This is a genomic window from Marinobacter sediminum (assembly GCF_023657445.1).
Classification (GTDB): Bacteria; Pseudomonadota; Gammaproteobacteria; order Pseudomonadales; family Oleiphilaceae; genus Marinobacter; species Marinobacter sediminum_A.
This window is the reverse complement of sequence record NZ_JAGTWY010000001.1, coordinates 2,943,128-2,968,523: the sequence shown is the minus strand read 5'-3', so window position 1 is coordinate 2,968,523 and position 25,396 is coordinate 2,943,128. Positions and strand designations below refer to the sequence as shown.

20 protein-coding genes are annotated in these 25,396 nt (G+C 57.2%); 15 read left to right on the top strand and 5 right to left on the bottom strand.

Annotated elements, in window-relative coordinates; all coding sequences use genetic code 11:
- Window positions 1–35: 35 nt before the first annotated feature.
- The 9 genes from KFJ24_RS14025 to KFJ24_RS13985 all read left to right on the top strand — a co-directional run bounded on the left by KFJ24_RS14025 (window position 36) and on the right by KFJ24_RS13985 (window position 11,987).
- Window positions 36–1,859 (top strand): ABC transporter ATP-binding protein, encoded by a 1,824-nt coding sequence (locus tag KFJ24_RS14025; RefSeq protein ID WP_434968019.1) that lies wholly within the window; start codon window positions 36–38, stop codon window positions 1,857–1,859.
- Window positions 1,860–2,021: 162 nt separating this feature from the next.
- Complete coding sequence (locus tag KFJ24_RS14020; protein WP_250831706.1) at window positions 2,022–3,536, top strand: methyl-accepting chemotaxis protein; 1,515 nt, start codon at window positions 2,022–2,024, stop codon at window positions 3,534–3,536.
- Between the two features lie 269 nt (window positions 3,537–3,805).
- Window positions 3,806–6,565 (top strand): aconitate hydratase AcnA, encoded by a 2,760-nt coding sequence (gene acnA, locus KFJ24_RS14015; RefSeq protein WP_250831705.1) that lies wholly within the window; start codon window positions 3,806–3,808, stop codon window positions 6,563–6,565.
- A gap of 195 nt (window positions 6,566–6,760) precedes the next feature.
- Window positions 6,761–6,910 carry a hypothetical protein gene (locus KFJ24_RS14010; protein WP_250831704.1) on the top strand — a complete coding sequence of 50 codons (150 nt, stop codon included), beginning with the start codon at window positions 6,761–6,763 and terminating at the stop codon, window positions 6,908–6,910.
- Window positions 6,911–6,999: 89 nt separating this feature from the next.
- Window positions 7,000–7,320, top strand: a complete 321-nt coding sequence (locus KFJ24_RS14005) for a DUF2288 domain-containing protein (protein WP_250831703.1) — start codon at window positions 7,000–7,002, stop codon at window positions 7,318–7,320.
- 18 nt (window positions 7,321–7,338) lie between these two features.
- Complete coding sequence (locus tag KFJ24_RS14000; protein ID WP_250831702.1) at window positions 7,339–7,710, top strand: hypothetical protein; 372 nt, start codon at window positions 7,339–7,341, stop codon at window positions 7,708–7,710.
- A 28-nt stretch (window positions 7,711–7,738) separates the two neighbouring features.
- The gene (locus KFJ24_RS13995) at window positions 7,739–8,647 is read left to right on the top strand and encodes a lysine exporter LysO family protein (protein ID WP_250831701.1); all 909 of its coding nucleotides are present in this window, start codon (window positions 7,739–7,741) and stop codon (window positions 8,645–8,647) included.
- Window positions 8,648–8,751: 104 nt separating this feature from the next.
- Window positions 8,752–9,711 carry an ABC transporter substrate-binding protein gene (locus KFJ24_RS13990; RefSeq protein WP_250831700.1) on the top strand — a complete coding sequence of 320 codons (960 nt, stop codon included), beginning with the start codon at window positions 8,752–8,754 and terminating at the stop codon, window positions 9,709–9,711.
- Window positions 9,712–9,713: 2 nt separating this feature from the next.
- Complete coding sequence (locus tag KFJ24_RS13985; RefSeq protein WP_250832657.1) at window positions 9,714–11,987, top strand: diguanylate cyclase domain-containing protein; 2,274 nt, start codon at window positions 9,714–9,716, stop codon at window positions 11,985–11,987.
- A 130-nt stretch (window positions 11,988–12,117) separates the two neighbouring features.
- Here the strand turns inward: KFJ24_RS13985 and KFJ24_RS13980 are convergent, their stop codons facing one another.
- On the bottom strand, window positions 12,118–13,326 hold the full coding sequence (locus KFJ24_RS13980; RefSeq protein WP_250831699.1) for an HD-GYP domain-containing protein: 1,209 nt from the start codon (window positions 13,324–13,326) through the stop codon (window positions 12,118–12,120).
- Complete coding sequence (locus KFJ24_RS13975) at window positions 13,323–14,132, bottom strand: TatD family hydrolase (RefSeq protein ID WP_250831698.1); 810 nt, start codon at window positions 14,130–14,132, stop codon at window positions 13,323–13,325. The genes KFJ24_RS13980 and KFJ24_RS13975 overlap by 4 nt, the downstream gene beginning before the upstream one ends.
- A 120-nt stretch (window positions 14,133–14,252) precedes the next feature.
- Between KFJ24_RS13975 and KFJ24_RS13970 the strand changes: the two genes are divergently transcribed.
- From KFJ24_RS13970 to KFJ24_RS13960, 3 genes are all read left to right on the top strand, one after another.
- Window positions 14,253–15,080 carry a polyphosphate kinase 2 family protein gene (locus KFJ24_RS13970; RefSeq protein WP_250831697.1) on the top strand — a complete coding sequence of 276 codons (828 nt, stop codon included), beginning with the start codon at window positions 14,253–14,255 and terminating at the stop codon, window positions 15,078–15,080.
- A 20-nt stretch (window positions 15,081–15,100) separates the two neighbouring features.
- Entirely contained in the window at window positions 15,101–16,372 is a 1,272-nt protein-coding gene (locus KFJ24_RS13965) for a D-amino acid dehydrogenase (protein ID WP_250831696.1), read from the top strand.
- 79 nt (window positions 16,373–16,451) lie between these two features.
- Window positions 16,452–17,726 (top strand): methyltransferase, encoded by a 1,275-nt coding sequence (locus KFJ24_RS13960; RefSeq protein WP_250831695.1) that lies wholly within the window; start codon window positions 16,452–16,454, stop codon window positions 17,724–17,726.
- On the opposite strand, the gene KFJ24_RS13955 is transcribed toward KFJ24_RS13960, so the two are convergent.
- The 3 genes from KFJ24_RS13955 to KFJ24_RS13945 all read right to left on the bottom strand — a co-directional run bounded on the left by KFJ24_RS13955 (window position 17,683) and on the right by KFJ24_RS13945 (window position 21,911).
- Complete coding sequence (locus tag KFJ24_RS13955) at window positions 17,683–18,165, bottom strand: hypothetical protein (protein WP_250831694.1); 483 nt, start codon at window positions 18,163–18,165, stop codon at window positions 17,683–17,685. The genes KFJ24_RS13960 and KFJ24_RS13955 overlap by 44 nt on opposite strands.
- A gap of 69 nt (window positions 18,166–18,234) precedes the next feature.
- Window positions 18,235–19,431 carry an OmpA family protein gene (locus KFJ24_RS13950; RefSeq protein ID WP_250831693.1) on the bottom strand — a complete coding sequence of 399 codons (1,197 nt, stop codon included), beginning with the start codon at window positions 19,429–19,431 and terminating at the stop codon, window positions 18,235–18,237.
- A gap of 158 nt (window positions 19,432–19,589) precedes the next feature.
- A complete protein-coding gene (locus KFJ24_RS13945) occupies window positions 19,590–21,911 on the bottom strand; it encodes an ATP-dependent helicase (RefSeq protein ID WP_250832656.1) in 2,322 nt (773 codons plus the stop codon).
- Between the two features lie 184 nt (window positions 21,912–22,095).
- On the opposite strand from KFJ24_RS13945, the gene KFJ24_RS13940 reads away from it, so the two are divergent.
- The 3 genes from KFJ24_RS13940 to KFJ24_RS13930 all read left to right on the top strand — a co-directional run bounded on the left by KFJ24_RS13940 (window position 22,096) and on the right by KFJ24_RS13930 (window position 25,395).
- Window positions 22,096–22,473, top strand: coding sequence for a DUF2237 family protein (locus KFJ24_RS13940; RefSeq protein WP_250831692.1), 378 nt, complete (start codon window positions 22,096–22,098; stop codon window positions 22,471–22,473).
- Window positions 22,473–24,626, top strand: a complete 2,154-nt coding sequence (locus tag KFJ24_RS13935; RefSeq protein ID WP_250831691.1) for a tRNA(Met) cytidine acetyltransferase TmcA — start codon at window positions 22,473–22,475, stop codon at window positions 24,624–24,626. The genes KFJ24_RS13940 and KFJ24_RS13935 overlap by 1 nt, the downstream gene beginning before the upstream one ends.
- 70 nt (window positions 24,627–24,696) lie before the next feature.
- Window positions 24,697–25,395, top strand: coding sequence for an ankyrin repeat domain-containing protein (locus KFJ24_RS13930; protein WP_350455578.1), 699 nt, complete (start codon window positions 24,697–24,699; stop codon window positions 25,393–25,395).
- The last annotated feature ends 1 nt before the right edge of the window (window position 25,396 follow it).

The window sequence follows — 25,396 nt, the reverse complement described above, 5'->3', positions numbered from 1 at the left end:
TATGGGTGAGGGCGGTATTGCAATCCGGAGGGTCTTTGGAACATCAACATAACCACATTCATGTCGCAGATCAGCCTGGCGGAAGACAGCGCTACCACTGGCGCGATGTTTTTGCACTCGCGCTGAAGCACAAGCCTCGCCTGGTCAAGGCAAACCTGCTGGCAGTCATGGCGACGGTCATGAGCGTGCCTGTTCCCCTGCTTCTGCCGGTGCTGGTGGATGAGGTGCTGCTGGACGAGCCCGGGCCGGTGCTGCCGGTTATGAATCAGCTATTGCCCGAGGCCTGGCATCAACCCGTGGTGTATATCGGGTTGATGGTTCTGATCGCGTTCGCACTTCGCATTGCCGCGCTATCGTTTAATGTTCTGCAATCCCGCGAGTTCTCCAAAGTGTCCAAGGACGTTGTCTTCCGGATTCGCTCCCGCCTGCTGGGACGGCTGCGGCGGGTGGCAATGTCTGAGTATGAGACCCGTGGCTCCGGCGGTATCAGCAGCCATTTCATTACCGATCTGGACACTATGGACCAGTTTTTGGGAAGCACCATAAGCCGCTTCCTGGTAGCGAGTCTCACGGTTTTCGGTACCGCGTTGGTGCTGCTGTGGGTTCACTGGCAGCTGGCATTACTGATTCTGCTGTTCAATCCGCTGGTCATTTTCGCCACAATTCTTATCGGTAAGCGGGTCAAGGAACTCAAGCGCCGTGAAAATGCCGCCTATGAGGCATTTCAGGGAGATCTGACCGAAACCCTGGATGCCATTCACCAGCTTCGTGCTGCCAACCGTGAGAAGCACTATTTGCGGCAGCTGATTGACCGGGCCAGGAGCGTTCGCGACCACGCCATCCAGTTTGAGTGGCGCAGTGACGCCGCCTCACGGGCCAGTTTTGCCCTGTTCCAGTTTGGGGTGGACGTGTTCCGGGCGGCGGCGATGGTTACTGTTCTGTTCAGTGACCTGAGTATCGGCATGATGTTCGCCATTTTCGGCTACCTGTGGTTCATGCTGACGCCAGTGCAGGAAATGCTGAACATGCAGTATGCCTGGTTCGCTGCCAACGCGGCTCTTGCCCGAATCAACCGTCTTCTCGACCTCAAAGAAGAGCCCCGTTATCCGGCCCTCGAGAATCCGTTCCGTGACCGCCATACGGTCAGCCTGACGCTGAAAAATATTTATTTCGGCTACGGTGATGAGCCGGTATTGCGGGGGATCAACCTGCACCTTGCGCGTGGCGAAAAAGTGGCGGTGGTTGGTGCCAGTGGCGGCGGTAAATCGACTCTGGTGCAGGTCATCCTTGGCATGTACACGCCGCAACAGGGCGAGGTGCTTATTGACGGGGTGCCGGTCCAGCGCATTGGTCTTCCCTGCCTGCGGGAACACATTGCCACGGTGTTGCAGCATCCCGCTCTGTTCAACGATACCGTGCGCCAGAATCTGACATTGGGGCGGGAAAAGCCCGAAACCGAGCTTTGGGACGCGCTGCGGATCGCCCAGCTGGACCAGACTATTGCCAGCATGCCGGATCAGCTGGATACCATGATTGGCCGACAGGGCGTGCGCCTTTCGGGCGGCCAGCGTCAGCGCCTGGCCATTGCCCGGATGATTCTGTCCGATCCCTCAGTGGTTATTCTGGATGAGGCTACGTCCGCTCTGGACGCTGAAACCGAATTCCAGCTACACAGGGATCTCGAAGCATTCCTGAGCAAACGCACCACCCTGATCATTGCCCATCGCCTGAGTGCTGTGAAGCAGGCAGACAGGGCCTGCGTTTTCGAAGATGGCCGCATTATTGAAGAAGGCCACCATGACGAACTGATTGCACGAGATGGTTTGTATGCTCAGCTTTATGGTGAGCGGCAAATCTGAGTGCCTGCCTCGCCATAAAACGGTAATCCTTACTTTTAGTTACATTCTTCCATGATCTGCCGTATCGGGTGATCGTATACCTGCGCTGGGAAACAGTTTCCAGATCAACCTACACCGAAGGCTGCCAAGGCCCGTCGTCCTGAATTTGAGATAAGTCCTGCCATGTCTGAATCCGTCAGTTTTATCCGTCAGGAGCGCTTGCGCAGCGATCGCTACCTGCTTGTCATTCTGCTTGCCCATGTACCTGTTGTGGGCCTTGTTGTTCCCCTGGAATTTGATACCGGCGCCTTCTCACTGATCGCGTCCCTGCTGCTCGGGGTTTTGGCGGCCGCTGGCTATTTCGCCATGCGGGGAACACGGGCCTGCTCGGCATTCTTTGCCATCTGCCTGATGGCGTTTTCTGCCGTGATGATTCAGGCCCAGATGGGCCGGGTGGAAATGCACTTTCACATTTTCGCCGCGCTTGCTCTGGTGATCATCTACAAGGACTGGATGCCTGTTGTGGCCGGTGCCGGATTCATTGCCATACACCACCTGCTACTGACTGCCCTGCAGCAGGCGGGTGCGTCACTGGGTGAGATGCCTGTCATCCTGTTCAATCATGGGGCCACCTACGGAATGGCCCTGCTGCATGCGGCATTTGTGGTTTTTGAATCGGCAATTCTGGTGTTTTTTGCACTGCGAATGGCTGCAGAACGCCATCAGGCGTTTCAGCTCATCGAGTTGATTCGGGACTTTGGTGCGAATAAGGATCTCGGCGGCAGGTTGAGCAGCACTGGTGACAAGCTGACCGCAAGCCATTTTAACGACATGATGGATCAGTTTGGTGAGTTGATCGGGAAGGTAAAGGCGTTGTCAGGTAACTTGCGACAGAGCGCCGATGCTCTGATCGAGGTGAGTGATCACACCGGGAGTATTGTGGAGGACCAGCAGCGGCAGACCGATCAGGCGGCCGCGGCGACGAACCAGATGACTTCGACGGTACACGAAGTCGCGCAGAACGCCCAGGCAGCTTCGGAATCCGCCGGCCATGCTTCCCAGGCCTCGGAGGACGGGCGCCGCAATGTGGAGCATGCCGTTCAGCTGACAGGATCAACGAACACGGCACTGGGCGATTCTGCCCGCATGGTTAACGAGCTGGCCGACAAGGTGAAGGCTATCGGCAACTTCATTTCCTCTATCAACGAAATCTCTGAGCAGACGAACCTGCTGGCACTGAATGCGGCCATTGAGGCTGCGAGGGCCGGGGAGCATGGCCGGGGATTCGCGGTCGTGGCGGATGAGGTGCGCAATTTATCACGACGAACACAGGAATTTACCGGTGAAATCCGCAGTACGATCGATGATCTGGGGGCAGTCTCTGAGGCGACTGTGGCCGCGATCGAAATGGGCCAGACCCGTTCCAGGGAAACGACCCTGGCGATTCAGCAGACCGATGAGGCCATCGTCCGGATAGAGGAAGCGATTGCAGCCGTCAGCGACATGAATCACCAGATCGCATCTGCGGCGGAAGAGCAGGCGGCAGCCTCATCGGAAATCAATGAGAGTGTTCAGCGAATGGCTGACAAGAACAGTGAGGTTGTTCAGGAGGCTGATCGGACAAGGGCTATGGCCACGCAACTGGAGCAGATTATTGTTGAAGTGGACGGCCTGGTTCGTGAATACCGTGGTCTGTGACCTTTGGATAGTATTCACATCGCGAATTCCGAACATTCACTGAGCCACGGTTGAACTCTGGTTAATTGCTGCAATAGTTATAGGTGAATTCGCATCTCCGGGCCTTTGCATCAGCCTGTTTCAGATCGTGCTAAAAACACGCTCTAGAGCGGGTTGATGCAAGGGCCCCAGCATGGTTCTTCGGCGCCCGGAACTATTGGCGCCAGATTGTCTCTATGCTCGGGATGGCCTTCCGGAATATCTGGATCGCGACGAAAAGGAGGCACTACATGTCCAATGAAAGTCTCAGTAACGACAGTCTGAAAACCTTGTCCAGCCTGGATGCCGGCGGCAAGACCTACCACTATTACAGCCTGCCCAGGGCGGCAGAGACCCTGGGTGACCTGAACCGTCTACCATTCTCCCTGAAAGTCCTGATGGAGAACCTGCTGCGTAATGAAGACGGTACCACCGTCGACAAGAGCCATATCGACGCCATGGTTCAGTGGCTCAAAGATCGCCATTCCGATACCGAAATCCAGTTCCGGCCTGCCCGGGTCCTGATGCAGGACTTCACCGGTGTGCCTGGTGTGGTGGATCTTGCTGCCATGCGTGAGGCGGTCAAGGTTGCGGGCAAGGATCCGGCCATGATCAATCCGCTATCGCCGGTCGATCTGGTGATCGATCACTCGGTCATGGTGGATAATTTTGGTGATGCGTCTGCCTTCAAGGACAACGTCGCCATTGAGATGGAACGTAACCAGGAGCGCTATGAATTCCTGCGCTGGGGCCAGCAGGCCTTCGATAACTTCCGCGTGGTACCACCGGGCACAGGTATCTGTCACCAGGTAAACCTGGAGTATCTGGGCAAGACCGTTTGGTCGAAAGACCAGGATGGCAAGACCTTCGCTTACCCTGACACCCTGGTAGGTACTGACTCCCACACCACGATGATTAACGGCCTGGGCATCCTTGGCTGGGGTGTTGGCGGTATCGAGGCCGAAGCCGCGATGCTGGGCCAGCCGGTTTCGATGCTGATTCCGGAAGTGGTTGGTTTCAAGGTTACCGGCAAGCTCCGCGAAGGCATTACCGCCACCGATCTGGTGCTGACGGTGACTGAAATGCTGCGCAAGAAAGGCGTGGTTGGAAAATTTGTCGAGTTCTACGGTGATGGCCTCAAGGACATGCCAGTAGCGGACCGGGCCACCATTGCCAATATGGCCCCCGAGTATGGGGCGACCTGTGGCTTCTTCCCGGTGGATGAACAGACCATCAAGTACATGCGCCTGACCGGCCGTGAAGAGGATCAGCTGGAGCTGGTTGAAGCCTATGCCAAGGCTCAGGGCTTGTGGCGGGAGCCGGGGCACGAACCCGTGTATACCGACAAGCTGGAACTGGATATGGGCGAAGTGGAAGCCAGTCTGGCGGGCCCGAAGCGTCCCCAGGACCGGGTGGCACTGAAGAACATGAAGGCTTCCTTCGAGCTGTTGATGGAAACGGCCGAAGGCCCGGCGGAATCCCGGGAAAGCGAACTGGATTCCGAGGGCGGCCAGACCGCAGTTGGCATTCACGACAGCTACGAACACGCCGCCAGTCAGCCGCTGGAGATGGACGGTAAAAAATCCCGTCTCGATCCGGGCGCCGTGGTTATTGCCGCAATTACCTCTTGTACCAATACCTCGAACCCCAGCGTGATGATGGCCGCTGGCCTGATCGCCCAGAAAGCCGTAGCGAAGGGTCTGACAACCCAGCCCTGGGTGAAAACCTCTCTGGCGCCGGGTTCTAAGGTTGTCACCGATTACCTGAAAGTCGCCGGGCTTGATGATGATCTCGACAAACTTGGCTTTAACCTGGTGGGCTACGGCTGCACCACCTGTATCGGTAACTCCGGGCCCCTGCCAGACGCTGTCGAAAAGGCCATCGCCGATGGTGATCTGACCGTGGCGTCAGTGCTGTCCGGTAATCGGAACTTCGAGGGCAGGGTGCATCCGCTGGTGAAAACCAACTGGCTGGCGTCTCCCCCCCTGGTTGTGGCTTACGCCCTGGCGGGCAATGTCCGGGTTGATCTTTCCAAAGATCCTCTGGGTGTTGGCTCGGATGGTACTCCGGTATATCTGAAAGACCTGTGGCCAAGCCAGCAGGAAATCGCAGAAGCGGTCGAAAAAGTGAAGACTGACATGTTCCGTAAGGAATACGGTGAAGTGTTCGACGGTGATGCCACCTGGCAGGCGATCAAGTTCCCCGAGAGCAAGGTCTACGAGTGGTCTGACAAGTCCACCTACATCCAGCATCCGCCGTTCTTTGAAGGGCTGAGAGAAGAGCCGGATGCCATCGAAGACATCAAGGATGCCAACATCCTGGCGCTGCTGGGTGACTCGGTGACCACCGATCACATCTCGCCCGCTGGCTCCTTCAAGCCGGATACCCCAGCCGGCAAATACCTGCAGGAACATGGCGTCGACCCCAAAGACTTCAACTCCTACGGCTCTCGCCGGGGGAACCATGAGGTCATGATGCGGGGCACCTTTGCCAACGTGCGCATCAGGAATGAAATGCTGGACGGCGTGGAAGGTGGCTACACCAGATTTGTGCCCACCGGCGACCAGATGGCCATCTATGATGCTGCGATGAAATATCAGGAGAGCAACACGCCGCTGGTGGTTATCGCGGGCAAGGAGTACGGCACCGGCTCAAGCCGGGACTGGGCGGCCAAGGGCACCCGTCTGCTGGGCGTACGGGCAGTTGTGGCCGAATCCTACGAGCGTATCCATCGCTCCAACCTGATCGGTATGGGGGTAATGCCACTCCAGTTCCCGGAAGGCACCGACCGCAAGAGCCTGAAACTCACCGGTGAGGAAACCATTAGCATCGAAGGCCTTTCCGGCCAGATCAATCCCGGGCAGGCACTGAAGATGACGGTGAAATACAAGGACGGATCAACCGAGAGTTGTGAGTTGAAGTCTCGCATCGATACCGCCAATGAGGCGGTATACTTCAAGCATGGCGGCATCTTGCACTATGTTGTGCGGGAGATGCTCAAGTCGGCGTGATGACCATCCCCGGCAGGCCCTGGCCTGCCGGGTTTCACACATCATTTTCAGGGTGTATCACCCGGAAGCCGATGCCGGTATTTTGCCTGCTACTCGGTGCTGGCGTCGAGTAACCCTGCCCCGGGGATGGATGGGCCCTCACCCCTTGAGGCAATTCGGCAGTATCCGGAATTCGCAAGGACGCCTGCCGTTTTCATGACGGCCAAGGTGCAGCCCGAGGAAGTCGATGGCTACCTGTCACAGGATGCCGCAGCCGTCATACCCAACCCCTTTGATCCGATGGAGCTGTCGGATCAGATCCGGGAAATCTGGCATGCTTTGGAGCCGGCCAGCCGCTCAGAGTGATACTCTTATCCCGGGATGTGCTGGTGTCACTACCCGTGATTCGGTTAATCTGTGCGAAACGTTCTACCAGGATTTTTTGAGGCCCCATCATGTCGTCTGTACCTTCCCGGGATGAGCTGAAAGAAAAGCTTAATCTGGAAACTTCTCGCATTCACTGGCACGATCTGCAAACCTATTTCGCCAGGGGGCAGGTGGTTCGGGTTGCGCCTGAGCTTGATTTGCTGGAGGTAGCGACGGAGCTGGCAGCCGATAATAAAGAGCGCTTTGACCAGTGGATGCAGCAAAGCAAGGTCGGCGATATTGCTCCCGAGATTGCACAGGACTGGTATGACCGTAACGCTGAGTTATGGGCCGTGGTGATTGCTCCCTGGGTTTTGGTTCAGGATCGTTCAGGTCATGTACTCCACTGATTGTGAGGCGGCTCGGCCGTGAAACTGCATTATTTTCATGGTCGCGGACCCTTCAAGGCGCTGGTAATGGTTCGGGGTGATTACCGCCTGGAACTTTTTATCAAACCTGTTGGTGAGGACACCTGGGCACTGGTTGCCCTGACGGGGCCTGATCATGGCCAACCGGAACGCCAGCACTGTCAGGGACCCTGGAAAACACTGGCCCGGGCGGAGTCAATCCTGAGGAGCACCGCAGGTGCCCTGATGGGCAATGGTTATGAACCATGCCCGTCGGACCATGTGGTCTGGTCAGTGACCGCCCAGCGTCTGGCCCGCTCTATAAGCACCAAGCCCGCGACAGGTGCCCGTCAAAAAATACTGGATCCCGAGCAGTTCGAACCCCTCGTCTGATTTCCCGTCTCCAATTGTTGAGGACATTATGCTGACCGGAGCATTGTTCATTCTTGCCCCATTGTTTATGGGGTTTGCCTTGCCGCTGCAGAACCGTCGTCTGATGACGAGTATTCATTACACCGTAGAAGCGCTTGTTTACTTCATCCTTGCCTTGCTGGGCCTGGGGCTGGGTCAGATGGAAGGGCTCGCCAGCCAGCTCGGCGGTATGGCAGCGCAGGTATTGGCTCTTGTGGGGGTGTTGTTTGGTGCCAACATGACAGGGTTGTGGTTGCTCCACCGGTATAAGCCCATGGCCACGGAGGAAGGCCAGACTGCTGGAAGTCCGGGGTATCGCCGTCTGTTTCTGGCAGGACTTAAGCCCATGCTGGCGGTTCTGGCAGGATTGCTGGCGGGTTATTACATGCTTCCGCCGTTACCCATGGCCGAACAGGTCGCTACCTGGTCCCTGATGCTTTTATTGTTTCTTATCGGTCTTCAGCTTCGTAATGCCGGTCTTTCCTTGCGCAAACTGCTGATGAACCGCCAGGGTCTGGGGATCGCTCTGGCCTTGACGTTCAGCTCGCTTGTTGCCGGCGCCCTGCTGATACCCGTACTGGCGCTACCCTGGCACGATGTACTCGCACTGGCTTCCGGCTTTGGTTGGTATTCGCTGTCAGGGATCGTTATCGGAGATGCACTGGGGCCTGCCTGGGGTGGCGTTGCCTTCTTGAATGACGTGCTGAGGGAAATCATCGCGCTGGCGATTATTCCGTTATTGATTGCCGCCCGCCCGGCCATGGCTATTGGCTATGGTGGTGCAACAGCTATGGATTTTACCCTGCCTGTCATTCGCAGCAGTGGCGGACTGTCGTGTGTTCCGGTCGCGATTGCCTCGGGCTTTTTGCTGTCGTTTCTGTCGCCGGTTTTGATGGGGGTGTTCTTGTCACTTGGGTAATATCAGGCCCGATGCAAGGTAAGCTTCGGTTTTACCGGTACTCTGGCATACACTAGAATCAGCGAAATTAACAAACGTTAACCTTGGTTGTGCCAGGAACTCAGATGTATCGCCGCTCTTTCCTCCGATTATCGATTGCCGCTGGCATGGCTGTTGCTGGTCTCACAGGATGTGACCGTGCCCAACCTATCCATTTTGGAGTTCATCCCTGGATAGGCTATGAACCGCTTTACCTGGCCGAGGATTTCGGCTGGCTCACCGAGTCGGTCAGCCTGGTCAAGGGTGCTGCGGCCGACGACTCAATGGCGGGCTTGATAAATGGAACTCTCGATGGGGCGGCACTCACCCTGGACGAGGCTCTGAGAGTTCAGGATGCCGGTAAAGATGTGGTTGTGGTTGGCGTGACGGACGTATCCGCAGGTGCTGATGTGATCATGGTTCAGCCTTTCATTCAGGAGTTGTCTGAGCTCAGGGGCAGGCGGATTGCTGTTGAGCTGTCCGGCGTTTCGGGGGTCATGCTGGTTAACATTCTGGAGCGTGCAGGCCTCAGCCGTGGTGACATCATCGAAGTGGGCCTGCCGGTCAGTGAGCACCTGGACGCCTGGCGGCGTGGTGACATCGACGCCTCCGTCTGTTACGAACCAACTGCATCAAAACTGGAGAACCTGGGCGGTAACAGGCTTTTTGACAGTAGTGATCTGCCCGAGACCATCTTTGATGTTCTGGTGGTCACCAGGGCAATGGCGGATAACAATTCGGATGCGGTCAGGGACCTGCTGGAGGCTCATTTTGCCGGAATGAGGCACCTGGTGCGTAGCTGGCATGACTCGATTTACCGGGTTGCCAGCCGGCAGGATACCTCGCACTCTGCGGTTGAACGCGCAATGGCCAGCGTTATGTTCCCGGACCTCACGGCCAATCAGCGCTACCTGGCGGCTTCGGGTAGAGTCGAAACCATCGCGTTCGCTCTTGCCCGGATGATGGTTGTCGAAGGGATGCTCTCCGAACTGCCAGACCCTGGCCGCCTTTGTGATCCTTCGTTCTTGCCCCGGAGCCTGTCTTGAGAGTGTTTCTTGTCCGGTTGGTGTTGATTCCTCTCCTGCTAGGGGCACTTCTTGCACCCTCTATTGCTGTTGCCGAAGACGTTCTGACTTTCGGCGTCTTCGCCTATCGCCCGGGTGATATCATGCGCGAACGCTATCAACCTCTAGCTGACTATTTGTCAGAACAGGCAGGCCAGGAGGTTGAGTTGCAGATTCTCTCGCAAGAGGACATGAGCCGCGCGCTCGCTGCTAACCGGCTGGATTTCTTCCTGACCAATCCCAGCCATTTCCTGGTTATTCGCAGCGAGAGAAGTCTGACCGGAGTTCTGGCTACTCTGGTGAGGAGCTGGGGGACTTCCACAACGTCGAGCCTGGGAGGTGTCATTATTACCGCCGCCGGGCGGAACGACATTAACGGCCTTGCCGACATTAAAGGCAAAAACGTTGCATCGCCCGGCTTGCATTTCCTCGGTGGCTATCAGACCCAGGCGCTGGAGCTGATGGAAGCTGGAGTCGATGTGCGCCGTAGCAATCGTATCAAGTTCCTGAGTAACCACGATCGGGTTATCCGTGCGACTTTGTCAGGTGACGCAGACGTGGGGTTTGTCAGAACCAGCATCATTGAACAGATGTCAGTGGCGGATCCGGGTCTGATTGACCAGATACGGGTGATAAATGAGCAGGATCTGGCCGGCTTCCCCTTCAGGGTGTCCACCCGTCTGTATCCGGAATGGCCACTGGTGGCACTTCCGCATGTGGATGGCCGTATCGTGCGCCGGGTTGCGTCGGCACTGTTTGCGCTGGAGGCTGAGGATCCGGCCGCAGTTTCAGCCGGTATTGCCGGTTTTTCACCGCCTGCGGACTATCAGGCGGTGGAATATCTGGCCAGGAAACTTCGTGTTGCACCCTATGATGCAGTGCCGAAGGTAACCTGGGTAGATGTTCTGCACCAATACCGCCTTTGGGTCTTTACCATTTTCATGCTGGTGATTCTGCTGATCGCCAGCTCCCTGTGGCTGGGAAAAAAGAAAAGACAGCTTTCTGCCGAGCAAAGGCGTTTAAGGCGTCTGATTCTTGGCTGGCCACAACCTATGCTGATTATTCAGGGCGGCGTATTTGTCGATACCAATCGTGCGGCAGTGGAGCTGCTCCGCTTTACTGCACGGGAGTCCCTTCTGGGTAAGGATGTTGCGACTTTTTCGCCTGAGTTCCAGCCGGATGGGCGACTCTCGCGTCAGAAGATGGATGGCATTCTGGCTCAGGCGGTTCATGGTGGAGTAGACCAGGGCGAATGGGTGTTTCGCCGGTCTGATGGTTCGAAGGTCTGGGTGGATATGACGATCGCCCCGATTCATGAAAAGGGCGAACGGGAGCCTATTTTTCTTTGCTCCTGGTATGACGTCACCGCGCGCAAGCAGGCGGAACAAAAACAGCGGCTTGCCGCCAGTGTATTTGACTATGCCCGGGAAGCGATTTTTATCACGGACAGCCATGGGGTTGTGGTGGATGTAAACGACGCCTACGTAGCAATCACCGGAAAGTCGCGAAGCCAAACGATTGGCCGCCTTCCGCCGTTGCCGATGGATGAGGGAAGCGGTGTTTTCCATAGCGCAAGAAAACACGGGTTCTGGTCCGGAGAGTTTTCTACCAGACGGGGTAATGGTGATGCCTTTGTCTTGACGCTGACTATTAGTGGGGTTCGGGATGAACGCGCTGACATTACTCATTTTGTCGGTATTTTTAACGATATTACCCGCATAAAAGAACAGGAGCAGAAGCTTCATACCCTGGCTCACTATGATGCGCTGACCGGTCTTCCAAATCGGGTACTTTTCGCTGACAGGCTGCATCAGTCGATGGCGCAGGCTCGGAGGCAGGACTACATGCTGGCTGTTGCTTACATTGATCTGGATGAGTTCAAGCCGGTCAACGATGCTTTTGGCCATGACGCGGGCGATCAGTTGCTGGTGGAGGTCGCATCACGAATGCGATCGGTTTTGAGGGAAGAGGATACGTTGGCTCGCATCGGTGGCGATGAATTCTCCGCCATTATTGTCAATGTGCTGGATGAGGCGGCGCTCGAAAGCCTGCTGTCCCGACTGCTGGTGATGGTATCTGAACCTGCCTGGGTGGCAGACCATAGTGTCGAGGTCTCGGCCAGTATTGGCTATACACTGTTCTCGATGGATAGGGAGCTGGATGGCGATCAGCTATTACGTCAGGCGGACCAGGCCATGTATCGAGCCAAGCAGCAGGGCAAGAACCGCTATTGCCGGTTCTCTGATGAGGACTCCTGATCGGAGCGGTCGAGCAATTCCGTTGCCAGTCCGCCGATGATCTGGAATATGGATGCGATCATAGCTGATGGAAATCCCTGGAAAATATTGATTGAGAGCTTGGCAGATGCTTGGCCGGAGCCGCTGGCACTCAGGTCATGAATTTGCGGATATCAATCCTGTACTCATCAGGATCGACCGACCGAAGGATGCGGTCCTGGGTGTCCGGCCTGGACAGATCAATGGTGTCTACGGTAATAGGCATCCGGAATTTGGTGTGATACATCACCCGCACCACCGGTAAGCGCTGGTCCAGCTCGTTGGCTTCCACGACAGCGCCCAGTCTCCCGCTTTCCAGAAGTACCAGGGATCCAACCGGGTATAGGCCGATACATCGGATGAACTGTTTAACCAGCGAAGGATCAAGATGGTCGCCGCTCCATTCCAGCAATTTCTTCAGCCCCTGGGTAGGCGTCATGCCCTTGTGGTAGACACGGTCGGCGGTGATGGCGTCATACACATCGGTAATGGCCACCATGCGGCCGTAAACGGAAATGTCGTCGCCCTTGAGGCCTTCGGGGTAGCCACTCCCATCCAGTCGCTCATGGTGCTGTGCGGCCGTGATCACTGTCAGCTCGCCAATGCCTTCGGTTGTGGCCAGAATTTCCCGTGAGTGACGGGCATGCAGTTTCATAATCTCGAATTCTTCGGCAGAGAGCCGGCCCGGCTTGTGCAGGACTTCATCGGGCGTCAGGATTTTGCCCAGGTCATGTAGCAGGGCACCAACAATGGTCTGATGCAGAGCATCGGCTGGCAGCGAGCGGTAATTACCAAACAGGGACATCAGCACGCTGAGATTGACCGAGTGCTCCATCAGGTAATTGTCTTTTTCCCGGATACGGCCCAGGCAGCTCAGGGCATTTGCATTGCGCAGGACCGAATTCTGAAGTTCGTTGGCAAGCTGGTGGATCGGCGCTATGTCAATGGCAGCGCCAATTTTGACGTTGTTCATGAACTCGCCCACCAGGCCCTGAGCCTGGCTATGAATCTTCTGTGCCATAACCATTTCTTCGGCCACCGGCACGTGGGGTCTAAGCCCCGGAGCTTGCTCCCCTGCATTTTGCAGGGCTGCTTCGTTGCGGCGATCGACTTCGGCGGCGGTCTCGGAATCCTGGGTATCCAGTCCTTTTGAAGCGTCGATGTAAACGGACGTCACCCCCATCCGGCGAATCTTTTCAATGGTTTCGTCTTTTTTGATCACCCCTTGTTTACGTTGGGTGTTGTGGGGGATCCAGTCATTGTTGAGGTCGGTAATGTACATACCTACCTTCAGCGCCGAAACGGGGATGCGCTTGATCATTGTCCGGGGAAGAACGTTCGTAAGCTGTTTTTATAGGTTTTGCTCAGTACTTCTTCCAGGGGCAGTTCCTTTACCTCGGCAATTTTTTCCGCCACAAAGGGCAGATAGAAGGGCGCATTTTCTCGGCCCCGGTAAGGTACCGGAGTGAGAAACGGAGAGTCAGTCTCCAGAAGGATCTGCTCAATGGACGCCATCCGCACAATATCCCGGACGTTTTCGGCCTTGTTGAAGGTGGTAATACCGTTAAAGCCAAGGCACCAGCCCTGGTCCAGCGCATACTGTGCGAGCCCGGGGCCTGAGGTGAAGCTGTGGATCACGCCTCTGCGGCCCAGGGTGTTCTCGAATTCCTTGAGGATAGCAATGGTGTCCTCGTCTGCGTCCCGGCTGTGAATAACCACAGGGCGGTCAGTGTCACAGGCAATCTGCAGTTGGCGGCGGAATACCTCCCGCTGCACGCCCTGGTCCGCATTGTCATAAAAGTAATCCAGGCCGATTTCACCAACAGCAACAATTTTTTCGTCTAGCGCATGGCCCCGGATTTCTTCCTCGACCGCATCCGAGTAGCTTTCCGCTTCATGGGGGTGAATGCCCTGTGTGCCATAGACCCAGGGTGCAATCTGGCTCAATTCGCGCACGCGGCCGAGGTTGTCTGGCGACACTGCAATGGTGATCAGTTTTTCGATGTTCACCCGCTGGCTCTGCTCAAGAGTTTCCTTCAGCTCGCGATCCTTGAGATAGTCCAGGTGGCAGTGGGTTTCAATGATCGGGTGATCGAAGACGGGAATTTCGCGACGTTTTTTGCTCATTGCCGTGGATTTAGCTCCATCGCAGCGACTGGTCTGCTGCTATTCTGAGAATTTAAAGTGTGCCAGTTTATCAGCTTGTACGATTGTTGACCCATATTATGTCCATAGGGAGTTTCGTTAATGCCTTCATCGGAGTTTGCAGAGAGCTGGTTCTTTGTGCCCGGTAAACCCCGGTTCAAGGATTATCCGAGTGTGCTGGACGACGATAAGTTACCGGCGCTGGAAACGAGTCTTGAGGAGATTGGTGAGTATCAGAGAAGGCTCTGGGCGAATGGCCGCCGGGCCTTGCTGCTGGTGATCCATGGTCCGGATACCAGCGGGAAAGACAGCTTGATCCGGACTCTGGCAACCTACGCCGATCCCGCCGGTTTTCATGCCTGGTCTTTCGGTCGGCCACAGGGGGCGGAAGCCCGGCACGACTTCCTTTGGCGTGTCACTCCGTTGCTTCCGGGCTTTGGCCAAATGGTGGCGTTTAACCGGAGCCACCATGAAGCCGTCATCGGTGAGAGGGTCTGGCCTGTTCACGCTGCCGACAGCTACAACTGGCCAAACCGTTATCGAGCGATCCGGGACTTTGAGAAGCACCTGGTTGAGGAGGGCACGACCCTGCTTAAAATCTGGCTCAACCTCTCGGAAGATGAGCATCGCAGGCGCTTGCTGAAACGGTTGGACAAGCCCCGTAAGCGCTGGAAATTCGATAAATCCGATATTGATGGCTGGGAAAGACGCCAGCAATATGCAGCCTTTGCCGAGGAAGCGCTGGCACAGACTCATACGGAAGAGGCGCCCTGGTTTATTGTACCGGGAGACAGTAAACCCCAGGCTCGCGCTATTGTTTCGGCTATTGTGGCCCAACAGCTGAAACATCTTGCCCCGGAGTACCCGAAAGAGGATAAGGCCGTACTGGATGCATATCGTCGACTGCTGGCTGAGAGCGGCGTGAAATAGAGCAACACACGGAGGCGCATATGCGCATTGTAGTAGTGGGTGGGGGCGTAGTCGGGGTAACCACTGCGTATGAACTGAATCGCCGGGGCCATGATGTAACCGTACTGGAGCGTCACGGCATTGCCGGTAATGAAACCAGCAAGGGCAATGCGGCCCAGCGCTCTTATGGTGTGGTTTATCCCTGGGCAGACCCGGGAATGGTGCTCAAGGCACTGCCCTGGTTACTGAAACAGGACGGCCCCCTGAAAATGCGGATACCACCGTCGGTGGAAGCGGTGAAATTCATGTTCTCGACCTTGCGCTATGCCTGGTCGCCGGGCCTGTTTGGCCTCAACCGGAGAGCCATGCTGCGTCTTGGCAGTCATAGTCGCGAATGCTTCCTGGGGCTGGAGAAGGCGCTCAAGTTGTCATTCGATGGTGATCACAAAGGCCTGCTCCAACTGGCCAGCACACCGGAGGCGCTGGAAGGCTACCGCGGGGTCCACCAGCTCCTTGATGAACTGGGTATCCCGTCCCGGCTGCTTACGCCAGATCAGGTGCGCGAGTTGGAGCCCGGCATGGTGGGAAATGGCCCGCTATATGGTGCCCTGAGTTACGACACAGATGGCACCGGCGATTGCCACCTTTTCGCGAGGGAGCTGGCCCGCGTCTGCGAAGAGAATGGCGTCAGCTTCCGATATAACGTCGAGGTGGAAAACCTGATTGCCGATGATCAACGGGTAAATGCGATTGCCCTGACCACCGAGGGGGGAAACCGTGAAACCCTGGAGGCCGACGCCTTTGTTGTCAGTGCCGGCTGCTGGTCCGATTATCTCGTGCGTCCACTGGGTATGACGCTGCCAATATACCCGGTCAAGGGCTACAGCATCACGGTGCCGCTGAAGAATCCGGACCATGCTCCGGTATCGACCATCCATGACGACAACTACAAAGTGGTCTCCACGCGACTTGGCAATCGGCTGCGCGCGACCGGTTTTGTCGAAATCGCCGACTTCAACCGCAACATCCCCGAGGAGCGTCTGGCCACTATACGAAAATCGGTGGAATCCCGGTTCCCGGGTTGCGCCGATCTTGCTTCCGCGGAAACCTGGACCGGCTTTCGTCCGATGACACCGGATGGCCCGGCCATCATTGGTCGTGGTCCCAGGGACAACCTGTTCCTCAATACCGGACATGGTACCTTTGGCTGGACCTTCTCTGCTGGAAGTGCGGATCTGATCGCCCAGGTCATAGACGGAGAAGAGCCATCGGTCTGCCTTGATGCGTTCCGGCCAGGCCGTTTCAGCGAGTAGTTACTTGCGTTGCAGGGTACCGACGACGGCCCCGACATTTCCATGAACCCTGGGTTAAGCGAGCCCGAAGGCCAGTTGCATGACATTACCTCCGGCAGCGAGTCTGTTCGATCCGGCCGAAACTTTTTACAACCGTTGGCAGCAGCTGAATGACTGGCTGTTGCAGCATCAAGCGTTTTGGCAACCTGCACCGTTTATGGAACCGGAGCCTGAGTGGACCCTGCAGTATCCACAGCTGGCCGGTATGGTTGCTGATTTGAGTGATGCTCATTGCCGTGCTCTGGAGGACGCCCCTGAAAAGCTGGCAGAGCTGGCGAGCCGGCATATACCTGCGTTAGGCAGGTATGCGCATCTGGTCGCCCTGCCGGAGTTGTCGCGGTCTGAAACGGAGATTGAGACTGCGACACTGCCCGAGGTGAAGGCGGTTGACATGCCCGGCCGAAAACGGCTCCAGTCCGGGGCGTTTGCCGCAGCAGTTCAGCCGCTGAGCCAACCGGTCCTGGACTGGTGCTGTGGTAAAGGCCACCTGTCTCGGACGCTAGCGCCCCATTGTCCGGAGTCGGTCGAGGGTTACGAATGGAATGCCGAGCTTGTGAGCGATGGTAACCGGTTGGCAGCCCGGTATGGTGATCCGGTTTCCTTACATTGCCAGGATGTGATGGCAGATAATCTTGTCCTGCCAGAGAACACACACGGTGTCGCGTTGCACGCCTGTGGCGATCTGCATCGACAGTTGATTAAGCGCGGTAGCAAGCTGGGGTTGCCGCGCCTGAGTATTTCCCCGTGTTGCTACCACCTGACCGGAGAGGGACCCTATCGGCTTATCTCTGGCCGCACGGCGAGCTATGCCGGGGCCTTGGCGCTGTCCCGAAATGATATCCGGCTGGCGGTTCGGGAAACGGTTACGGCTCCAGCCAGGGTGCGGGAACAGAACCGCCTGGTAAGTCAGTGGCGTCTGGGCTTTGATGGACTTCAGCGATACCTGCGAAAGTGCGACGAATATCTTCCGGTGCCGTCCCATCCGCCTCGACTGGTTAATGGGGACTTTGAAACTTTCTGCCGGTGGGCGGCGCAAAAGAAAGGACTGACGTTGCCATCAGGCATGGATTTTAATCATTGGTCTGCGTTTGGTGCCAGACGCCTGCAACAGGTACGGCGTCATGAACTGGTCCGTCATCTGTTTCGTCGGCCCCTGGAGCTCTGGATAGTCCTGGACTACGCCGTCTTTCTGGAAGAGCAGGGCTACCGGGTCAGGTTGGGCCAGTTCTGTGACCGGTCGCTGACGCCGAGAAATCTGCTGGTTGATGCCGTCAGGGTTTCCGGTACTCCACCCGTTCCACACAGCCGTCCCTGAAATACACATAAGTGAGTTCATACAGCGCGCCATAGTAGCGGGTCTGGTAAATCCAGACTTCCTGCGGACTGGTGTATGTTTCTGGCGGGCTGCCGAAGGCGCGGCGAACATTGTCCCGGGTCATGCCCGCGACCACCTGTTCCCGGATGATGTAGCGGCGCAGATCAGTGGAGTTGATAAACCGGCAGGTTCCGTTTTCCTCTTCCTGTTCTTCCCGAGCCTGATTCTCAGGCTGGCTTTGGGCTGGCTGCGGCAGGTTTCGATCCAGGCTCCCTCCAATCCGGTTGTCGCGGATATTAATGGTTTCCGGATTTTCGCCGCAAGGCTGATCCGAAAATATGATGCCGCTTTCGTTCTCGCAACGAAACACCTCGGACTTCAGCGCAGTGCTGATGGTCAGCAGCAATGCCGGAACAAGAATGGCGATCGTCTGTTTCATCAGTGGTCCAATAAAAAAGGCGCCCTCTGCGGGCGCCTTTCCGATCATGCTCAGGACACGCTCAACGGATCAGAGCTGAACCTGAATACGAGCTTCAACCCGACGGTTGGCGGCACGGCCGTTGGCAGTAGTGTTGGAAGCAATCGGCTGCTCCTCACCATAACCTACGGCGTTTACGCGGGCCGGATCAATGCCCAGTGGTCCGGTCAGGCGTGCGGCGACGGCTTCGGCGCGACGCTGCGACAGGAACTGGTTGTAACCGGCTTCACCACGGCTATCGGAGTGGCCAGCGATTTCAACGATGGTTTCCGGGTTGGCTTTCATGAAGTCGGCTACGCGACGGATTTCGTTGTCGAAGCTGTTACCAATCACCGAACTGTTGGTCGGGAACTGAACCTCGATTTCAAAGGTTTGAATGGTCTCGGTGACACCCTCACAACCATTGGCATCAACCTCAGCTCCTGCAGTAGTGTCGGGGCACTGGTCTGCACTGTTCACAACGCCATCGTTGTCACTGTCAAGTTCACAGCCGCGGCTGTCTACGTCGGCACCACTCGGTGTGTTTGGACAGGCATCTCGGGCGTCGACCACACCATCCATGTCGCTATCAGGTTCACATCCGGTGCTATCCACCATTGCACCGGCCGCAGTGCCCGGGCACTGATCACGGCTGTCAGGCACGCCGTCACCGTCACTATCGGCAGGCGCTGGTCCAGCCACAGTGCGGGTGAAAGCAACGCTAACGCCCAGGGACACCTGAGTGTCGAAGGTACTTTCATCGATGCCATGGAACTCACGCAGATCACCGCGCAGGGAAACGGCGTCGCTGATGTTGTAGCGGAAGCCGGTGCCCACGTTTACACGGGTTTCGTCGTGGTTACTGCCGGCGGTACGAGGACCACTTGGGTCAGTGCCAAAGTCGGCATTGCCTGCACCCAGAGAAAGGTATGGATTCCAGGCTTCCTCGGGGCCAGCGAAATAATAGGTACCGTCGACGCGGAGCTCTTCGAATTCGGATTCGCCGGCAACATATCTGCGGTCAGCATCCGCCCGGGAGTACATGGCTTCCACTGCCCAGTTTGGCTTGAAGCGGTACTCTAAACCCACGCCAAACGTGCCGGTTTCGCTCAGGTCCCGCTTGTCATCAAACAGCTGGAACGCTGCGAACGGGTTGATGTAAATGGTTTCCTGACGATCAGCAGCCATTGCCGGTGTTGCCAGTGTGGTAGCGATGGCGGCCATCGCAAACGGACGCATGATGTTCATGCAGAACCTCCTGTTCGGTTATCTTTGTTGAAACTTATTTTCTGGAAATCGCTTAATTGCCGGCAATTTAAGCCAGTAAGCCAAAAAAAACAAAAAATTGATACAGATCGTTACATTAGGAATTGTACGCAGCCACAGCCTTATTGAGATCAGTCTCTTCAGGCCAGCGGCGTGAAATAGAGGTGTGCGCTTTTTTTGCTGAAATTCAGGGTGTCCCCGTTATCGAAACGCACCTCGAACGATCCCTCGTCTTCGGCTACCACGCTACCTGCACCAAAAATGGCGTGACTCACACGCTCCCGGTACCACAGGGGGTCGTTCGAATCGGTCACGGTGGCAGCCTGGCCATCCAGCACTACACCCTCCCGCTCAGCGTAACGTTGGCTGATCGGGGTCAGCGGAGCCTCCAGCCGGATTGACTGGCCCTGCTCCTGAATGCGTTCATCAAGCCAGCCCCCGAATTCATTGGCCAGTTGGAAACAACATTCCTCGACAAACCGGCTGGGTCCCTGATCGCCATCCAGGTGGGGCTGGTTGCTTGCCGGGCGACTGACCAGGTGCAGCTGTTGCCGGGTCCGGGTCATTGCGACATAAAGCAAGCGTCGCTCACTCTCAAGAACGGCCCGGGCATCGTCGTGGGGTTTCGGGCTGTAGGGCAGGTACTTTTCCTGCAGGCCCGGGATAATCACCCGTGGCCATTCGAGGCCTTTGGTGCGGTGGATGGTTGAGAGCAGCACACCGCCCTCGCGTTTTTCGCCGGCCTGTTGTTTGAGTGCTTTCAGGTGGTCCAGGGCACCCTCGGGATTGACGTCCAGACTTTTCAGGTACTGGCGAAAACCGTGAATGGTGTCGATGCGTTCGTCGGCACTTTCGTGGGTCAGCGCCAGGCTCCGGATACCTTCATAAAGCTCCGTATGCTCTGCGTAAACGCTGATCAGACCCGCGACTGGGCCCTGGTAACCGCGTAATTGACCCAGTACCTCACCCAGCTTCCGCAATTTGCGGGCGGCCATAGGTGAGAGGGCATCGAAATCCATGGCCAGGAGTCGATCATGCCAGTCGGAGGAAAAACCGGACAGAAAACGGGCCAGCTGCTCCAGTTCCGGTTCCTTCAGCCCCACGTGTGGGAATCGCAACAGGAGACGGGCAACCTCGAGACGGTCATCGTCGGGAAGATTGGCCAGCCGGCCCGTGACCACCATCAGCAGAGAGGTAATTGCCTGAATCTCCCGGCTGAACAGGGCACCCTTACCAGCATCAATGCGATACGGGATCTCGCGGGCCAGCAATTTGAGTTCAATGGGAACACTCTGGCTCCAGACCCTTACCAGAATGGCCGTTCCGCTGAGCGCTGACTCCGGTGTCTGTTGGAGGATCCGGGCGATGGCCTCACTGTCATTATCCACCCGGTGCAGCACGATGTCCGTCGCTGGCGTGGAAGGATGGGAGTGGCACAGCACATCCTTGCGTCCGGTGTTGTGGCAGATCAGATGATTGGCCAGTAGGGCTACCCGGTGACCATAGCGAAAGGTATAGCTGAGTGTCTGCTCCAGGGGACTTTCAAATTCATCGCTGAAACGCTTGAGGATGAACTCCGGTTTGGCACCCCGGAACTCATAAATGGTCTGATCCGGGTCGCCCACGACGGTCACCCGCGCCCGGTCGCCGGCGACATAGCGCAACAGCAGGTGCTGGACCTCGTTGGTGTCCTGGTATTCGTCCACCAGAATCAGGTCCATCTTGTTACCCACCAAGCGCTGCAGCCTCTGGTTCTGATGAATCGCCATGACCGGTTCATAGAGCATGTCGGCGTAACTGATCCGGCTCTGGCTCTTGCGCCACTGCTCAAAACTGTGGAACAGATCGATCAGATAACGATGCTTGTCTGCATAGCCCAGTTCCTCGAAGATGATTTCCGCCGGCGACAGAGTGGTTTTGACCAGATCAATAAAGCCGGTGGCGGTCTCCACAAAATCCTTCTTGTTGCGACGGACTTCGTCGGCGAGGTCCTCCGGGGCCAGGCGTCGGGTCAGTTGCCAGGCCTGAAAGCTAATTTCCTGCTCGGTCAGAATCTTGTCGGAAAACCCGGGCAGGTAGCCTTCCCGCACGAACCGTTTATAGAGCCGAAGACCCATGGCGTGATAGGTCCGGATTTCCGGCAGCGCCAAACCGCTCTCGCTGCACACCTCATGCAGTTTGCGCTCAAAATCCACCCGCGCGCTGCGGTTGAACATCAGCACCAGCATGCGGTCGGGATCATGTCCCTGCTGCAGCAGATAGCGAATTCGCCAGGCCAGAGTAGACGTTTTGCCACTGCCGGCCACGGCGGTGATTACCGAGTGTTCGTAACCGGCCGTGATGATGGCCCGTTGCTCGTCGGTGAGGAAATCCGGCAGATCGAATTCGGCGTGATGTTGGGGTTTGGTTGGCATAGCGCGTATTGTACTGGCCAACTGGCAGTGCGGGTACCTGTCCCGCATAATTGAAAAGTTATTTAAAGTCACAGGACTACCATTCCCGGGGTGGCCGCAGCCTTTTGGTTGGGCTTTCCAAAACCCGCTCAAGCACGTCCATGTGACGCTTGAGCTTCGCCATCCATGGCTCCGCACAGTTTTGGAAAGCCCAACCAAAAGGCTGCTAACTCTTGGAGTAGAGGACGAAATTATGCAGATATCTGAATCCGTCAACGTACTGGGTGAAATACTCGAAACCTGCGGCACCGACCCCAAGACCGGATTCTACCGGGACGGCTGCTGCAATACCGGGCCCGATGATCCTGGTTTCCATACGGTGTGTGCCGTGGTCACTGATGAGTTTCTAGAGTTTTCCAGGAACCAGGGCAATGACCTCAGCACCCCCAGGCCGGATTTCGGTTTCCCGGGCCTGAAGGCCGGGGATAGCTGGTGCCTCTGTGCGGCGCGCTGGCAGGAAGCCTTCGATGCGGGCTCGGCGCCGCGAGTTCGCCTTCGGGCAACCCATCAGGCAACGCTGGAAATGTGCGACCTGAATGACCTGAAACGCCATTCGGTGGACCTCAGTTAATGACCGCGGGCGGGCCCACTGCCGAGGATCTTGAATCCTGGCGGTCGTTCCAGGTCAAGCTGGCGCGACGGGGTGAGCGGCGCCTGGTGTTGGTTGGGGGTGATCGCACCGAATCACTGACGTGGCTGAAAACCCTGTTGCCCGCACTGACACTCGAGCCCGGTGTCTGGACCGGTCCCGAATCAGATTGCCCGAGTGGAGCACTGGTAACGCTAGCGCCCAAACACGTCCGGCAATGGCTGGGCCGTGAATCCTCGGTGGTGATCTGGGATGGCTGGCAGGGCAATCCGCCGGATGGCTTTGCCGCGCTTGCCGGAACGCTGAAAGCCGGTGGTTTGTTGTTCTGGCTGATGCCGCCGCTTGCCGGATGGCGTCGGTTCGAAGATCCGGATTATGCCAGAACGGGGCTGGATCAGAGCACTGATCACCCATTTGCTGGCCGCATGGCGCACATCCTTGATGCGGATGCACGAGTCATCCGCATCAATATCGCCGCCAACCCTCACCCTGAGCTGCCCGATGTTTCCGCCCCCCTTGCGGACTTTTCCGTGAAGGCGACGCAAGCGCAGGATGACCTGGTTAAGCGACTTGTGCATTTTGGCCTGGGTCGCCGTCGCCGCCCCCTGGTCGTGACAGCAGACCGTGGTCGAGGCAAGTCGGCGGCGTTGGGAATGGCTGCAGCGGAATTGCTCAGGCAAGGGCGCCGGCAGGTGCTGGTGACCGCCCCCGCGCGGGAGAACGTGGAAACCCTGTTCAGCCATGCCCGCAATACGCTGGGAGCCGAGCTGCTGAAAACGGACACTGATGCTCTTGAAACCGGCACCGGTGGATGTCTGCGTTTCCTGCCAGTTCGAGAGCTTCTGGCCGAAAAGCCCGAAGCCGAAGTGGTTATGGTCGATGAAGCCGCGGCGATACCGGCCCCCCTGTTGAAGCAGGTGCTTCTGGGCTGGCCCAGGGTCGCCTTTGCCTCGACCGTTCACGGGTACGAGGGGGCGGGTCGGGGGTTTGCGATCCGTTTCCGTCGGGTGCTGGATCGCGAAACGCCCCATTGGCAAAGCCTGATTTTGACTGAGCCGGTTCGTTGGGCCCCGGGTGATCCATTGGAGAGCCTGGTCTCTCGCCTGTTTCTGCTGGCGGCAGATAGTGGTGAACCGGATGCTATTTCCACTGATTCCGGTGCATTGACCATTGAGCCCTGGAACCCTTCCGGGGCGTCCGATTCTGAATTGTCCGAAGCCTTTGGCTTACTGGTGGATGCGCATTACCGGACTACCCCGGCCGATCTCCGCCAATGGATGGATGACCCGGCTGCAAGGAGCTGGCAGGCGCGTATTGGCGACAGAGTTGTGGGCATTCTGTGGGGCGCCGTTGAAGGTGGCCTGGTGCCTGAAATCGCCGAGCAGGTAACCCTGGGCAAGAGGCGAATCCGTGGGCATCTGCTGCCCCAGTCTCTGGCTACTCACAGTGGCTTTCCCGGAGCCGCGAGTCAGCGTTGCCTGCGGGTAGTCCGGATCGCTGTGGCAGATGGTGCCCGCAGGCTGGGCATCGGTCGGCGACTCGTTGCGGCGGCAAGCGACTTTGTGGAAGCGGAAGAGCTGGACACACTGGGCACCAGTTATGGAGGCAGTAGCGATTTGCTGGCCTTTTGGCAGTCATGTGGTCTGGAGCTTGTGCGAGTAGGTCTCCAGCAAGAGGCAACCAGTGGTGAGTATCCCCTGCAGATGCTGCAGGGGCGGAGTCCCGCGGGTGCTGATCTGGTCAAACGTTTGCGGCATCGGCTGGCGGGCCACTGGTTGACGCTTATTCCCCTTGCCTGGCCATCGCTTGAGCCGCACTTGCTGGCGGAACTGACCGCCGATTTGCCTGCTTCACGATCGGCGAATGACGATGACCGGCGAGACCTGAACAGCTTTGCCTGCGGACACCGGGGCTTTTTGCTGAGCCTTCCGGTTCTGCGAAACGTCAGTATGACGAAAGGGGTCATGGACTGGCTGATGAAGCAGGATCATGCAGCGCTCTGGTGTTGCGCCGTCCTTCAGCAGCAGAGCTGGTCAGAGATGCAGGTCAAAGGATTGTGTCGTGGTCAGCGGGATGGTGAGGATCGCTTGCGCAGACTGACAGGTCAACTTCTGCAAAACGGCCCTGAGTTGTGAACCGCTCGATTTAATTCTGATCATCCACTGCGCAGAATAGGCCAATCCAATCTGACAGAGATCGTTTGTTATGGCCAAGGGAACCGGCTCGTCTTCCCGTTGTTTTTTGATTGTTTTTTCACTGTTTTTTCCCTGGGTTGCAGGATGTGCTTCTCACGCGGAGCCAACCAATCTCGAGCACGGGACTGCTACCAGAGCCGGAACCCCTCTCATGGAGGCGGCCGAGTCGGGTGACCTGGACCGTGTCATCGCCCTGGCGGAAGCCGGTGAATCACTCAATACCCTCACAGAAAAAGGCTCACCGCTCATGGCCGCTGTCGTCGAAGGTCAGGATCGGATAGCGTGGTATCTGCTGTCACAGGGTGCAGCTCCCGACCTGGCAACCCCCGACGGTGGAACGCCCCTGATGATGGCGTCTTCGGAAGGCGAACGCCGGCTCGTTCAGTTGCTGTTGTCGGCTGGTGCGAGGGTTAATGCCACAGATTCAGACGGCTATACGCCGGTTATGCGTGCCGCTGAAAACGGTCATCTTTCTGTGGTTAAAGTGCTGCTGGCCGCCGGTGCCAATGTCAATGTCAGTCAGGGTGGTGAGTCGCTGCTGATGAAGATCGTTGCCAGTGGTGATCTGTTGACCGCCGAGATGCTTCTGGCGGCAGGCGCAGACGTGAATTATCGTGGCAGTGACGGCATAACCGCGCTGAATCTGGCCCGGAACAACAACAATCGCGATCTCGAGATGCTGCTGGTCCAGGCCGGGGCTGAGTTGTAAG